Below are 14,775 nucleotides of genomic sequence, written 5' to 3'. Positions count from 1 at the left end.
CTGCTTCACATCGCACTTGGGTACAGCGTTACCGTAGGGTGCTTACCGCTTAGGACGACCAGAAGTCCTTCAAGCCTGTCATAACTCTATTTACAACTAGTAACAATGCAAAAATGTAAAATTCTGCTCTAAATGAATTCGAGGTTACGTGTGTTCGACTACACTGAAAACTAGCACTTATTGCTATTGTTTTTTCAGTAAGTCCGATTTGAAGGAAGATTTTGACTGCAAATTACGCTGTTCTACAATGGATATGAATGACGGTGCCTGTTTACCTTAAGCGATAGGATAAGCAAGATGAAAAAACGCCGCATATCAGCATTTAACGCTAAGAAAAAAGCGTTGTTCAACGAAAAGAAAGCTCACTTCAAGGCTAAAAAAGCACAATTCAGAAAGTCAAAACTGTCGGTTTCCTTGGCTTGGGCGAATATCCTGACGCAGGCGCTATTTCCTATGGGGATCGCTTTCACCCCTGCTGTTATGGCGGAAACCTCCGATAGAAAACGCGTATCTGCATCTACAGCATCAAAGGGCGAGCAGCAGACCGCAACGGCTGCTACTCGTTTGGCAGGTGTGTTGTCGAGTAATGATGCAGCACAGTCGGCTGAATCGATGGCGCGTGGTATCGTGACCAGTAAAGGTAATCAAGAGGTGGAACAATGGCTGAATCAATTTGGTTCATCCAAGGTGCAACTGAATCTTGATGATAAGATGAACCTCAACGGTAGCCAGGTCGACGCACTGTTTGCCCTCGAAGATACCCCTAGTGCTCTGCTCTTTAGTCAGATGGGGGTGCGTGTACATGAGGACGATAATGATCTCACCGTCAACCTGGGGGTGGGGAAACGCCATTTCTTTGAGCATCAGACATTTGGCTATAACGTTTTCCTTGACCGCGATATTGACGGGCAACATACCCGAGGGGGGCTGGGTGCTGAATACATGCGCGATAACCTGCGTCTCTCCACCAACAGCTATCTCTCTTTAGGGGGCTGGAAGAATTCACACCATCTAGATGGTTATGATGAGAAAGCCGCGAATGGGTTTGATGTACGAGCTGAAGGCTATCTCCCCAGTATGCCCCAGTTAGGGGGCAAACTGATGTACGAAAAATACTTTGGCGATAATGTGGGATTGTTCGGCAAAGACAAATTACAAAAAGATCCTTCCGCTATCACCCTGGGGGTAAACTATACCCCAATCCCCTTGATCACTATGGGCGTGGATCGTAAACAGGGTAATTCTGGTGTGGGAGATACGCATTTTAATCTTTCCTTCAATTATGCTTTCGGCACGCCATTCTCAAAACAGATCAGCGCATCAAATGTTGCAGCCAAACGCAGTCTGGCAGGTAGCCGTTATGATCTGGTTGATCGTAATAATGAAATCGTCTTGCAATATCAGGAACAGACACCGCTAAAGGTATCGCTACCCGCTACCCTGCAGGGTAGCGCTGGTCAGGCACTGTCGTTACAGGTTCAGATCTACAGTAAAAATGGCATAGATCGTTACGAATGGGATGATGCTCTGCTGACCGCGGCCAAGGGTAAAATTATCGGTAGTGGTGATAATTGGCAGGTAGTCTTGCCTTCTTACTCTTTCGGAGGGAACAACAGTTATCCTGTCAGCCTGGTCGTCTACGATAAAGCGGGTAATAAATCTCAAGTTGCTCAGACCATGGTTACAGTGACGGGGTATGGGATCAACGGGCAATATTCTACTTTGCAATCAAGCAAAAGTACTATGGTCGCCGACAAGCTTTCTACAACCACTATTGAATTGGTGTTGAATGATGCCAATCAAAAGCCTATCAGCGGAATTGCCGATCACATCCAGTTTGTTACCGAGCAGGCGTCGGCAGCTGCGCCCGTCGCTGCCCTCGCCAGTCGGCAGAGTAAAGCCATTATTCCGGGAAAACAACCACATACACTCAGCAATATTACCGAGTTGAAAGAAAAGCCTGGAACCTACCAAGCTACGCTAACAAGCGGTAGTGAACCTGGGATGATCACCATTACGGCAAAAGTGGATAACACCGTTTTGGGCAGCATCAGTAGCAAAGTTATGCTCACTTCCATAATGGATACTGCCAATATCGACACCAACGGGCTTAAGGCTAATAATGATGGCAACACAGTGGCGGATGGCAAGACCAGTAATACCGTCGAATTGCCGGTCAAAGATGCTAATGGCAATCCATTACCCGGTTACGATGTCACTTTTGTTGTCACCGATGCTAACGGTAATAAAACGACGGTCGTCGTACGGACCGACGAAAATGGTGTGGCAAAATTACCTGTTACCAGTGATAAAGCAGGCAAAGTGAATGTCAGTGTCAGTATAGGTGGCAACACCTCCAGCATTGATATGAACTTTGTCGCCGACAGTAGCACTGCCACCATTGCTGAAGGGGCTTTTGTGGTGGTGAGTGATGGTGCCGCTGCCAATGCTTCAGCGACTAACAGCGTTCGGGTGACCGTCACTGATGCGCAGGGCAATGTGGTACCGAACCAGACCGTCACTTTTGCAGCAGATAACGGTGCCATTATTACCGACAGTGTATCAACCGACGATCAGGGGGTTGCTACTGTTACCTTGACTAGCCCAAAAGCGGGCACCAGCCAAGTCACTGCCACGGTGAACGGCAACGCATTCAATCTCGATGTTAACTTTGTAGCTGATAGCGCTACTGCCACCATTGCAGAAGGCGCCTTTGTGGTGGTCAACGACGGAGCCGCCGCCAATGGCTCTGACACCAACAGTGTCCGCGTAACCGTTACCGATGCGCAGGGCAACCCAGTACCCAATCAGACCGTCACCTTTGCTGCGGATAATGGAGCCACCATAACAGGTAGTGCCTTGACCGACGATCTGGGGGTTGCCACCGTTACGCTGACTAATCCGAAATCGGGTACCAGCCAGGTCACTGCAACCGTTAACGGCCAGTCGTTTAATATCAATGTGAAATTTGTCGCTGACGCGGCTACCGCAACGATTGCAGAAGGTGCTTTTGTGGTGGTAGATGATGGAGCAGCGGCTAACGGAAATGCGACCAACAGCGTTCAGGTAACCGTTACCGATGCACAGGGTAACCTGGTACCAAACCATATGGTAACCTTCTCAGCAGACAACGGTGCCACGATAACCGGCAGCGCGTCTACCAACGATCAGGGTATTGTCACCGTCACGCTGACCAGTCCGAAGGCCGGTACCAGTCAGGTCACCGCAACAGTGAACGGCCAGTCGTTTAATATCGATGTGAAATTTGTGGCCGACACCGCCACCGCTACGATTGCTGACGGTGCCTTTGTGGTGGTCAACGACGGAGCCGCCGCCAACGGTACTGCCACTAACAGTGTGCGAGTGACTGTCACCGATGCACAGGGTAATCCGGTACCAAACCAAACAGTAAGCTTTGCTGCAACTAATGGTGCTGCGATTGTCGGCAGTGCTGCAACTGACGATATGGGTGTAGTGACCGCTACCCTGAGCAGTCCAAAAGCGGGTGTCAGTCAGGTTACCGCAACGGTGAACGGCAAACCGTTCAATATTGACGTCAATTTTGTGGCTGATACAACGACCGCTACCATTGATGCAGGAGCCTTCGTGGTGGTGAATGACGGGGCTGCCGCCAACGGTAGTGCCACGAACAGTGTCCGTGTTACCGTTACCGACGCACAGGGTAACCCGGTGCCGAATCAGACGGTGGCCTTTGCAGCAGATAACGGTGCCATCATTACCAGCAGTGCTTCGACCAACGATCAGGGTATTGTTACCGTTACTCTGACCAGTCCAAAAGCGGGCACCAGCCAGGTCACTGCAACGGTGAATGGTCAGCCGTTCAATATTGATGTTGAATTTGTGGCTGATACGACGACTGCCACGATTGCTGACGGTGCCTTTGTGGTGGTCAACGATGGTGCTGCTGCCAACGGCACGGCTACCAACAGTGTTCGTGTCACTGTTACTGATGCACAAGGTAACCTGGTGCCGAACCAGACCATAACCTTTGCTGCAGATAACGGTGCTACCATTACTGGCAGTGCTTCAACCAACGACCAGGGTATCGCCACCGTTACCTTGACCAGCCCAAAAGCCGGTACCAGCAAGGTCACTGCAACGGTGAACGGTGTTCCGTTCGACATTGACGTCAAATTTGTGGCTGACACGACGACAGCCACCATTGCTGCTGGAGCCTTTATCGTTGTGGATGATGGGGCTGCAGCCAATGGTAAAGCGACTAACAGTGTCAGAGTGACTGTTACCGACAAACAAGGTAATCCTGTACCAAATCAGGCAGTGACCTTTGCGGCAGATAATGATGCCACCATTACCGGTACTGCTTCAACCAACGACCAGGGTATCGCCACCGTTACCTTGACCAGTCCAAAAGCGGGTACCAGCAAGGTCACGGCAACCGTGAACGGTAACCCTTTCAATATTAATGTGAACTTTGTGGCCGACACCGCCACCGCTACGATTGCCGAGGGTGCCTTCGTGGTGGTCAACGATGGGGCAGCGGCTAACGGTACGGCAACTAACAGTGTCCGTGTCACCGTTACCGATGCGCAGGGCAACCTAGTACCCAACCAGGCGATAACCTTTGCGGCAGATAACGGTGCTACTATTGCCGAAAATGCATCGACAGACGATCTGGGCAAGGTGACTGTTCCCCTTAGTAGTCTAAAGGCGGGTACCAGCCAGGTTACCGCTACGGTGAATGGACAGTCGTTCAATATCAATGTCAAATTTGTGGCTGACACCACCACGGCCGCTATTGCTGCAGGTGCCTTTGTGGTTGTGGATGATGGTAGGGCTGCCAATGGTACGGCAACCAACAGTGTCCGAGTGACTGTCACTGATAAGCAAGGCAACCCTGTACCAAACCAGGTTGTGGCCTTTAAGGCAAATAACACTGCGACCATTACCAGTAGTGCTTCGACAGATGCGCAAGGGGTTGTGAACGTTACCCTAACCAGCTTGAAAGCGGGCACCAGTCAGGTCACTGCAACGGTGAACGGCAAAGCATCCAATGTCGATGTTAGCTTTGTGGCTGATACGGCTACTGCCGCTATTGCCAGCGGTGCTTTTGTGGTGGTAACTAACGGGGCTGCCGCTAATGGTTCTGCGACTAACAGCGTGAAGGTAACTGTCACAGATAAACAAGGCAATCTGGTGCCAAATCAGACCGTCACTTTTGTCGCAGACAATGGCGCTACCATTGCCAGTAGTGCAACGACAAACGATCAAGGTATCGCTACCATCACTTTAATCAGTACCAAAGCAGGCACCAGTCAAGTGACCGCGACGGTGGGGGGGAATGGACAAACTATTGCGACGAATTTTGTTGCAGATACGGCGACAGCTGAGCTTACGGCTGATAATTTTACGGTAGAAGTGGATGGTCAGGTGTCTGGAGTTGGGAAAAACAAAGTACAAGTCCTTGTTACCGATAAGTATGGTAATCCTGTCCCTAACATGGCAGTGACTTTTGCCGCCACCAATAGTGTGACAATCAGCGCCAGTGCAACAAAAACGGATAGTGCAGGTAAAATAACCGCCGATCTCTCTCTCGCCAACACGGTAGGCACGGTTAGTACAATAACGGCCACGATGACCAACACAGCGAGTGTGAAAAGCGTTCAAAATGCTACAGTGACGTTCTATCCAGACTTTACTAAAGCAGCCTTGAATACGCCGACAAATACGACTACTGCATTGAGTATCAGTAGCGGCTTTCCTACGACCGCATTCAAGAATGCAAATTTCCAATTATCACCACACGGGGTTGCCGCGACTAACACTAATTATGACTGGGAAAGCAGTGATGCTAATGTGGCAGTGAGTTCCGCAGGATTAGTGACTTTTGCGGATAACCCAAGCGGAGAAGTGACCATTACGGCAACGTGGAAACAGGACAACAGCAAAGTTTTCACCTACAAGTTTAATGTAGGCCTCTGGGTTGTGTCCTCCAGTAATGCTGCAGTGAGTCAAGCTGCTGCCATTACGGCGTGTCAAAGTGCTGGCGGGAGATTGGCCACTAGCAGTGAGTTGGCATCTGGTGTTTCGGTCCGTGGTACGGGATCTTTATTCGCCGAATGGGGTAATTTAGGGAGCTATTCAGGAATGGTAGTTGCAAGCACTGTTTGGACTGCGGAAACGGGCTATGATTTCCACCCCGCTGATGGCACAGTTCATAGTGTAGGCAATGCTACATCTGGTTATATATGCGTCAAGTAAAGACGGGATAAAAATCAATGCTTGGTGGCTTAAATGAAACGCGCGGACAGGCCTTGCTTTTGTAACTTTAATAGAAGTATGGAGCATGGGCAAAAGCAGAGTGATATCCGCAATTGCCCATAGTTCCAAAATTGCAGGGTTGTGATGAGCAGTTGGTCTTGTTCTCGGCAGAATTCTGTGTTGCAGAACTTCAAACGAAAAAGCGCCGTAAGGCGCTTTTTTCTATATTGGTGGGTCGTGCAGGATTCGAACCTGCGACCAATTGATTAAAAGTCAACTGCTCTACCGACTGAGCTAACGACCCGCAGAAGTGGTGGGTGATGACGGGCTCGAACCGCCGACCCCCTCCGTGTAAAGGAGATGCTCTACCAACTGAGCTAATCACCCACTTCAGGACTTCCAGATTGTTACTAAACAAGATAATGGGTGGTGGGTGATGACGGGCTCGAACCGCCGACCCCCTCCGTGTAAAGGAGGTGCTCTACCAACTGAGCTAATCACCCTCATTTCTCTCATTTAACAAGATGGTGGGCGATGACGGGCTCGAACCGCCGACCCCCTCCGTGTAAAGGAGATGCTCTACCAACTGAGCTAATCGCCCCGTCTTGTTGGAGTCGCATTATAGGGATAGTTGAAAGTGAGTCAACGCTTTTTAAAACGTTTTCATCTGTTCGCCGCAAATTTAGGCAGGCGCGATTTAAGGGACATTGCTGAACTGTCAGCTATGCTGATTTTTTACACCTTATCATGCGAAACGTGCCGCCAACTTCTCCTAATGCCGCTTGGCAATAGTGTGTCAGCGTTGAGGAATTGCTATGGAGTGGTAGAATGTAGGCCACTTTTCCAATTCCTGGCAATCGTCGGCACCCTGCCGATACGCATTGTGTAATAAGGCAGTGAGCTTAATGAAAATAAAAACCCGTTTTGCACCAAGCCCAACCGGCTATCTTCATGTCGGCGGAGCTCGTACTGCGCTGTATTCCTGGTTATTTAGCCGTCATGCTGGCGGTGAGTTTGTACTGCGTATCGAAGATACCGATCTCGAACGCTCAACCCAGGATGCGATCGACGCAATTATGGATGGCATGAACTGGTTGAATCTGGATTGGGATGAAGGCCCTTATTTCCAGACCAAGCGTTTCGATCGTTACAATGCAGTGATTGATGAAATGCTTGAAAAAGGGACTGCCTATAGATGCTATTGCTCTAAAGAACGCCTTGAAGCCTTACGCGAACAGCAGATGGCGAATGGCGAAAAGCCACGTTATGACGGCCACTGCCGCGATAGTCAGTGCAGTCATACCGAAGGTCAGCCGCATGTGGTGCGCTTTTGTAACCCGCAGGAAGGCTCGGTAATTTTTGATGATAAAATCCGTGGCCTAATTGAATTCAGCAATCAGGAATTAGACGATCTAATCATTCGCCGCACTGACGGTGCGCCAACCTATAACTTCTGTGTGGTGATTGACGATTGGGATATGGAAATTACCCACGTGATCCGCGGTGAGGATCATATCAATAACACGCCGCGGCAGATTAACATCCTGAAAGCACTGGGGGCTCCAGTACCGGAGTATGCCCATGTATCTATGATTCTGGGTGATGATGGTAAAAAATTGTCTAAACGCCACGGTGCGGTTGGGGTAATGCAGTATCGTGACGATGGCTATTTGCCGCAGGCGTTGTTGAACTATCTGGTTCGTCTGGGTTGGTCCCACGGCGATCAGGAAATCTTCACTGTTGATGAAATGAAAGCGTTCTTCACGCTGGATGCAATTAGTAAGTCGGCAAGCGCATTCAATACCGAGAAACTACAGTGGCTGAATCATCATTATATCAACCATATGCCAGCAGAAGAAGTCGCAGTGTATCTTGCTTGGCATATTGAACAGCAAGGTATTGAAACCCGTAACGGCCCGGAGCTGAAAGACCTGGTTAAACTGCTGGGCGAGCGTTGTAAAACGCTGAAGGAAATGGCGCAATCCTGCCATTACTTCTATCAGGATTTTAGTGAGTTTGATGCGGATGCGGCTAAAAAACACCTGCGCCCTGTAGCACGTGAGCCGCTTGAGGCTGTACGAACCAAGTTGTCAGCAATCAGCATCTGGACACCTGAAAATGTTCATAACGCTATTCAGGGTACTGCCGATGAACTGGGTGTCGGCATGGGTAAAGTGGGGATGCCTTTGCGTGTTGCTGTTACCGGTGCCGGGCAGTCACCGGGTATGGATGTTACCGTGCATGCCATAGGGCAGGCCCGTTCTTTACAACGTATTGATCAAGCGTTGGCCTACATTGCAGAGCGTGAAGCTCAGGCTTGATCCTACGCGACCCTAGTGAAACAGGCAGAGCCCCGCTAAGTAATTTGCGGGGCTTTTGCTTAGCGGTTTACTTCTACCAAAAAAGGCGTTTTTTTAGCTTTAAACGTGCTGACTTGGCGGCTTTTTCAGCGCTTGATCGAGGAATTCAATTTAGCCGTTGACAGGGTTTCAGGGGTTTCATATTATGCGCCCCGTTCACAAGCTTTTGTGATTGTGGATCGGGGCTATAGCTCAGCTGGGAGAGCGCTTGCATGGCATGCAAGAGGTCGACGGTTCGATCCCGTCTAGCTCCACCAACCAAATGTAACATAAGGTTGGTTTGTACCGTAACGCGCGGTTAACGCGTGCTACTTTTGTGGGGCTATAGCTCAGCTGGGAGAGCGCTTGCATGGCATGCAAGAGGTCGACGGTTCGATCCCGTCTAGCTCCACCACCATTTAAAAAGCCGATCTTATTAAAGATCGGCTTTTTGCCGTCGTGACGCAAACTTAGTGTTGTTGTACTCTTTACCCTTTGGATAATTGATGGCAAAGATTGATGTGGTTTGTCCCCACTGTCCTGAAACTCAGGGGTTATCCAAAACGGTCATTCTAGTTCAGGGGCGCAACTCTATCGCTGTAAGCAGTGCCTGAAAACCTTTCAGCTCCACTACCGCTACAACGGGGCGAAACCTGAAACCCATCAAACGATTGTTGATATGGCGATGAATGGCTCTGGATGCCGCGATACGGCAAGAGCACCGCGGATAAGTCTCAACACCGTTCTTCGTCACCTAAAAAACTTGCACCGCATCAGGTAGCGCAAAACGTTGAGCCAGGCGCAGAAGTCGTTATCTGCTGTGAAGCCGATGAACAGTGGTCGTATGTCCGCTGTAAAGGCAATCAGCGCTGGCTGTTTTATGCCTATGACCGCATCCGAAAGCGCGTCACCGCCCATGTATTTGGCCCGCGAAATGTTTTGACATTAAAGCGTCTTCTGGTTTTGCTGAGCCAGTTTAGCATTGCCTTCTACATGACCGATGCCTGGCCGGTATACCGAACTTTATTGTCCTCAACCAGTCATGTTATCAGCAAGAAATACACTCAACGGATAGAGCGACATAATCTGAACTTGCGGACCCATCTTAAGCGGCTTACCCGCAAGACCATTTGCTTCTCAAAGTCAGAAGAAATGCACGATAAGATCATCGGCTGGTATCAGACAATCAACCATTACCACTAAATTTGCGTCACGCCCCCTTTTTTGGCTATTACAACGATAAATATCACCGCTTTAAATGCACTTGATAATTATTATCATTTAATTAAGGATAAAGGTAAGCTTAATACTTGGTAAGGGGTTTGCAGTATGCTGAACAGCCGTATGGCCAACAGTACAATTTCTAGTCGCTCATCCGGGAAGATTAAACTTTCTTTGATGGGACCTGCTTTTATTGCCGCTATCGGTTATATCGACCCCGGCAATTTCGCAACTAATATTCAATCCGGCGCTTCTTTTGGCTATACGCTGCTTTGGGTGGTGGTCTGGGCCAACGTTATGGCGATGTTTATTCAACTGCTTTCCGCCAAGCTCGGCATTGCTACCGGTAAAAACCTGGCTGAACATATCCGTGATCGTTTCCCGCGTCCAGCCGTATGGGCCTATTGGGTACAGGCGGAGATTATCGCTATGGCGACCGATCTGGCAGAATTTATCGGTGCTGCCATTGGTTTCAAATTGTTGTTAGGCGTCACGCTACTGGAAGGTGCGATCCTCACCGGTATTGCCACCTTGCTGATCTTGACGCTGCAAAATCGTGGGCAAAAGCCACTGGAGTTAGTGATTGGCGCTCTACTGGTGTTCGTGGCGGCAGCCTACATTGTCGAAATGGTCTTTTCCCAACCACAATTGAGCGGGTTGGTGAGAGGGATGGCAATACCGGATTTGCCAAATGGTGATGCGGTGTTTCTTGCTGCCGGGGTGCTGGGAGCAACTATTATGCCCCATGTGATTTACCTCCACTCTTCATTGACTCAGACTGCAGATAAGAACACCAAATCGGAGCGCTATGCATCGACAAAATTGGATGTTGCGATTGCGATGACGATTGCCGGTTTCGTTAACCTAGCGATGATGGCAACGGCTGCTGCCGCTTTCCATTTTAATGGCTATACGGGTATTGACGATCTCGATCAGGCTTATTTGACGTTGCAGCCTTTGCTGGGTAATGCCGCGGCCACGATATTTGGCCTGAGTCTGGTAGCAGCGGGGTTGTCTTCCACTGTGGTGGGAACTTTGGCAGGGCAAGTGGTAATGCAGGGGTTTGTAAGCTTCTATATTCCCATCTGGGTTCGTCGCGTTGTTACCATGATGCCCTCTTTTATCGTCATTATGCTCGGTATGGATGCAACACGTATTCTGGTGTTGAGCCAGGTATTGTTGAGTTTTGGTATCGCACTGGCATTGGTACCACTGCTGGCATTTACTGCTAACCGTGAGCTAATGGGGAATATGGTCAACAGTCGTACCATGCAGAACATGGGCAAATTGATCGTGTTGGTGGTAGTAGGGCTGAATGGCTATCTATTAGTAACCAGCCTGTTCTGATATCCAACTAAGCGAAATAATAGGCCTGTATTTTACTGGCCTTAGGCTGTCACAAAGTCACCTTCTAGCCTGAGATACCGGGCCTAGCGCACCAAGGGGGCTATTATGGAGCACATGCCTGTGCTCCCATCCTCAAGGCAGACGTAACGTCGTTACGACCCCATTGGTACGTTCTCCCTAATAATGGGCTGTTTTCCTCAATTACATGTGAGTGCCGTTGCAGGACTTGATGACGTGTTTGGGGGGCTGCGACAGTTTGAGACACACATCCTCGTATCTGATAAAAAAGAGATATGTTAGGTGAAAGCAGACTTTTGTAAGCCGTTACAGCAAAATCTGCTCGATTTGTGCGATCTCCTCGGCAGTGAAAGTACGATGGGCAAGCATACCTACCGCATCCTCGATCTGGTTGCTTTTGCTGGCACCGATCAACACCGAAGTAACCCTGTCATTACGAAGTACCCAAGCTAACGCCATTTGTGAAAGTTTCTGCCCACGTTGTTCAGCTAATGCGTTCAACAGGCGAACTTTGTGCATTTTCTGCTCTGTAAGATGTTCGGGCGTCAGGAATTGGCTGCCGTTGGCAACACGGGAATCTTGCGGAATTCCATGAAGGTAACGATCGGTTAATATTCCCCCGGCTAGCGGTGAGAAGGCGATGGAGCCTACTCCATGTGTTTCTAACGTATCCAACAGTTCAGCTTCAACCCAACGTTCTAACATGGAGTACTTTGGCTGATGGATCACACAGGGGGTTCCAAGCTGTTTCAGAATGGTGAATGCTTGCTTAGCTTGCTCTGTAGGATAATTTGATAGCCCCACGTACAGCGCTTTTCCCTGACGCACCAGTAAATCGAGTGCAGTCATGGTTTCTTCGAGAGGAGTATCTGGGTCCGGCCGATGATGATAGAAGATATCGACGTATTCGGTCTGCATACGTTTTAAGCTTTGATGCAGACTGGCGACCAGATATTTTTTCGAACCCCAATCACCATAAGGGCCCGGCCACATGGTATAGCCTGCTTTGGAAGAGATAATCAGCTCATCGCGATAGGGTTTTAGATCGTGTTGAAGAATACGGCCAAAATTCTCCTCGGCTGAGCCCGGCGGTGGTCCGTAGTTATTCGCTAGATCAAAATGAGTTATGCCGAGGTCGAAGGCACGAAGTACCAGGTTGCGTGCATTGTCATTGAGCGCGTTATCTCCGAAGTTGTGCCACATACCAAGTGAAACAGCGGGGAGTTTTAGCCCACTGTTACCACAGCGGCGGTATTCCATACTCAAATAACGTGCAGAGTCGGCTTTGTAGACCATAAAAATCCTTATCGGTGCAAGAAAACGGCGTTGTTTTGTTTGCTTTTAATTAGCTGCCCGTGGTTAGGTTATCTCCCTTCACTTTCCGTGGCGCCGTTGCAACCCCAAAAGCCCGTTATCAAGGCGGAGGGTGGGGGCAAAGTGGCCCACTGTTCAAGCTCAACAACACAGACAACGGGCTTTTGGCGCGCTCCTCCGGATTGGGGCCACTTACGCGCATTGCTGCGTTGCTCACCGTTTATTGGGCCCACTAAACCTGGCGGTTTACGCCTTGCTCTGCACACAAATGATCGGCAGCGGTACTCGCGTGCAGTTAGGGATACAGCCTAGTGACGATTAAAAAGAATACAGACGTCTAGTGTATGCGCTTCCATTTGATCTGTCAGAGTGCACGATCACGCAAGTAGCACTCAAATTACAAATACTACTTATGGGGTATCTTTCTTATCTGCTGGTGCTTGGCAGATGTAAAGCTGGGTTTCCAGTGCCTTTTTAGCGATTAAGTTCGAAATTTGTACCGCACATTCAATACTTAGGCTGTATCCCTACTTTTTTGCAGGTGATGATCATGAGCAGAAACTACACCGTCGCAGATTACCTCCTTGACCGTTTAGCCCAAATTGGTATTCGACACTTTTTCGGTGTACCAGGGGATTATAATCTGCAGTTTCTTGACCATGTTATCGACCACCCACAAATAACCTGGGTAGGGTGCGCAAATGAATTGAATGCGGCCTATGCAGCTGATGGCTATGCGCGTTGTAAACCCGCAGCGGCATTGCTGACCACTTTTGGTGTCGGGGAGTTGAGCGCGATAAACGGCATTGCGGGCAGTTATGCCGAATATTTGCCGGTGATCCATGTTGTTGGTGCTCCCGCCTTACGTGCCCAGCATGCGGGAGATTTACTTCACCATTCTTTGGGTGATGGCGATTTTGGTCATTTCGCGCGAATGGCGAAAGAGGTTACTGTCGCTCAGGCAAGCCTGACTGCCAGCAATGCTGAGGCAGAAATCGATCGTGTATTAACCTCTGCACTGTTTGAACGTCGTCCGGTTTACCTGCTGTTACCGAGCGACGTAGCAGAAGCTCCGCTAGCTTCAAGACCTTCCCCTCTTATATTGCGGCAGCCTGACCTCTCTGACGATTCGCTGCAGGCGTTCATTATTGCTGCGCAGGAAAAATTACAGGCCGCGCAACGCGTTTCTCTATTGGCGGACTTTCTTGCCGAGCGATTTGGTGCAGAAACCGTGCTGGAAACTTGGATGAATGAAGTGAATATCCCCCATTCAACATTATTACTGGGGAAAGGGGTGTTGGATGAATCTCATCCCTGCTTCACTGGCACCTACGCCGCTGCTGCCAGCGCTCCACAGATAAAACAGCTGATTGAGGGGGCTGACGTCATCATTAACGTTGGTGTGCGTTTTACAGATACGATCACAGCAGGGTTCAGCCATAATTTACCCCGTCAAAAATGTATCGAGATACAACCTTTTGAGGCTAGAGTTGGGGAGCAGGTGTTCAGTCAGATACCGATGTGTGACGCAGTAAAGGCGCTTCATCAGTTGACGTTGCCGTTGACTAGGTTTTGGTCATTACCTTCGTTCAAGAGTCCATCGCTGCCTGACTCGAGTGGGGGAAGTCTGGATCAACATAGTTTCTGGCAGCAGATACAAAGCTTTCTGCAACCGGGGGATATTCTGATTGCCGAACAGGGAACCTCATGTTTTGGTGCCGCCGCGTTGACATTGCCAAGTGGGTGCCGATTTATTGTACAGGCATTGTGGGGCTCGATCGGCTATACGTTGCCAGCCGCTTTTGGGGCACAGACCGCTGAACCTCTTCGCCGTATTGTATTGCTGATAGGTGATGGTGCTGCCCAACTGACCGTTCAGGAATTGGGAACCATGTTGCGCGATGGTCAAAAACCGGTGATCTTCCTGTTGAATAATGATGGTTACACTGTTGAGCGGGCAATCCACGGGCCAGAGCAGCGTTACAACGATATTGCTCAATGGGATTGGACGCGGTTGCCGCAGGCACTGGCAATCGATCATCATATGACCTGTTTACGTGTGAGCGAACCAGAACAGTTACGCCTGGCTCTTGAAGATATTGGCGGTCGGGAACAATTAATTTTTATAGAAGTTGTGTTGCCGAAGATGGATATCCCAGAACTACTGGATACGGTTTCCAAAGCTCTCCAATCACGTAATGCAGCAGCTTGATGGGCGGCGTTTTCAATAGTTGAACCAATCATTGCAATCCCGCAGGTTTGAACTGCACCTCAAAAGTTGGATACCAACTGATTA

5 protein-coding genes, 6 tRNA genes and 1 pseudogene are annotated in these 14,775 nt (G+C 49.5%); 7 read left to right on the top strand and 5 right to left on the bottom strand.

Annotated features, from left to right (window positions below; translation table 11 throughout):
• Nucleotides 1-297 precede the first annotated feature (297 nt).
• A complete protein-coding gene (locus OK023_RS10655; protein ID WP_317692704.1) occupies nucleotides 298-6,240 on the top strand; it encodes an Ig-like domain-containing protein in 5,943 nt (1,980 codons plus the stop codon).
• 228 nt (nucleotides 6,241-6,468) lie between these two features.
• Here OK023_RS10655 and OK023_RS10650 read toward each other — a convergent pair.
• The 4 genes from OK023_RS10650 to OK023_RS10635 all read right to left on the bottom strand — a co-directional run bounded on the left by OK023_RS10650 (nucleotide 6,469) and on the right by OK023_RS10635 (nucleotide 6,841).
• Nucleotides 6,469-6,544: transfer RNA gene (locus tag OK023_RS10650), tRNA-Lys, on the bottom strand.
• Between the two features lie 7 nt (nucleotides 6,545-6,551).
• Nucleotides 6,552-6,627, bottom strand: a tRNA-Val gene (locus OK023_RS10645).
• Nucleotides 6,628-6,667: 40 nt separating this feature from the next.
• A tRNA-Val gene (locus OK023_RS10640) sits at nucleotides 6,668-6,743 on the bottom strand.
• A 22-nt stretch (nucleotides 6,744-6,765) separates the two neighbouring features.
• Nucleotides 6,766-6,841 (bottom strand) — tRNA-Val (locus OK023_RS10635).
• Nucleotides 6,842-7,145: 304 nt separating this feature from the next.
• On the opposite strand from OK023_RS10635, the gene gltX reads away from it, so the two are divergent.
• The 5 genes and pseudogenes from gltX (at nucleotide 7,146) to OK023_RS10610 (ending at nucleotide 11,147) form a co-directional block, all read left to right on the top strand.
• Complete coding sequence (gltX, locus tag OK023_RS10630; protein ID WP_317692703.1) at nucleotides 7,146-8,561, top strand: glutamate--tRNA ligase; 1,416 nt, start codon at nucleotides 7,146-7,148, stop codon at nucleotides 8,559-8,561.
• A gap of 220 nt (nucleotides 8,562-8,781) precedes the next feature.
• Nucleotides 8,782-8,857, top strand: a tRNA-Ala gene (locus OK023_RS10625).
• 61 nt (nucleotides 8,858-8,918) lie between these two features.
• Nucleotides 8,919-8,994 (top strand) — tRNA-Ala (locus OK023_RS10620).
• Nucleotides 8,995-9,085: 91 nt separating this feature from the next.
• Nucleotides 9,086-9,782, top strand: a pseudogene (locus OK023_RS10615) (IS1 family transposase).
• Between the two features lie 126 nt (nucleotides 9,783-9,908).
• On the top strand, nucleotides 9,909-11,147 hold the full coding sequence (locus OK023_RS10610) for an Nramp family divalent metal transporter (RefSeq protein WP_317692702.1): 1,239 nt from the start codon (nucleotides 9,909-9,911) through the stop codon (nucleotides 11,145-11,147).
• A gap of 324 nt (nucleotides 11,148-11,471) precedes the next feature.
• On the opposite strand, the gene mgrA is transcribed toward OK023_RS10610, so the two are convergent.
• Entirely contained in the window at nucleotides 11,472-12,461 is a 990-nt protein-coding gene (gene mgrA, locus OK023_RS10605; RefSeq protein ID WP_317692701.1) for an L-glyceraldehyde 3-phosphate reductase, read from the bottom strand.
• Between the two features lie 568 nt (nucleotides 12,462-13,029).
• On the opposite strand from mgrA, the gene OK023_RS10600 reads away from it, so the two are divergent.
• A complete protein-coding gene (locus OK023_RS10600) occupies nucleotides 13,030-14,691 on the top strand; it encodes an alpha-keto acid decarboxylase family protein (protein ID WP_317692700.1) in 1,662 nt (553 codons plus the stop codon).
• Nucleotides 14,692-14,775: the final 84 nt, after the last annotated feature.

The sequence above is a fragment of the Serratia sp. UGAL515B_01 genome, from assembly GCF_033095805.1.
Taxonomy (GTDB): domain Bacteria; phylum Pseudomonadota; class Gammaproteobacteria; order Enterobacterales; family Enterobacteriaceae; genus Chania.
Note: the sequence above shows the minus strand (reverse complement) of the source record. Positions and strands in the feature narration are given on the sequence as shown.

What these genes read in the sequence shown, in the direction of transcription:
- OK023_RS10655 (WP_317692704.1), top strand. Translation starts at nt 298, where the DNA reads ATGAAAAAACGCCGCATATCAGCATTTAACGCTAAGAAAAAAGCGTTG.
- gltX (WP_317692703.1), top strand. Translation starts at nt 7,146, where the DNA reads ATGAAAATAAAAACCCGTTTTGCACCAAGCCCAACCGGCTATCTTCAT.
- OK023_RS10610 (WP_317692702.1), top strand. Translation starts at nt 9,909, where the DNA reads ATGCTGAACAGCCGTATGGCCAACAGTACAATTTCTAGTCGCTCATCC.
- mgrA (WP_317692701.1), bottom strand. Translation starts at nt 12,461, where the DNA reads ATGGTCTACAAAGCCGACTCTGCACGTTATTTGAGTATGGAATACCGC.
- OK023_RS10600 (WP_317692700.1), top strand. Translation starts at nt 13,030, where the DNA reads ATGAGCAGAAACTACACCGTCGCAGATTACCTCCTTGACCGTTTAGCC.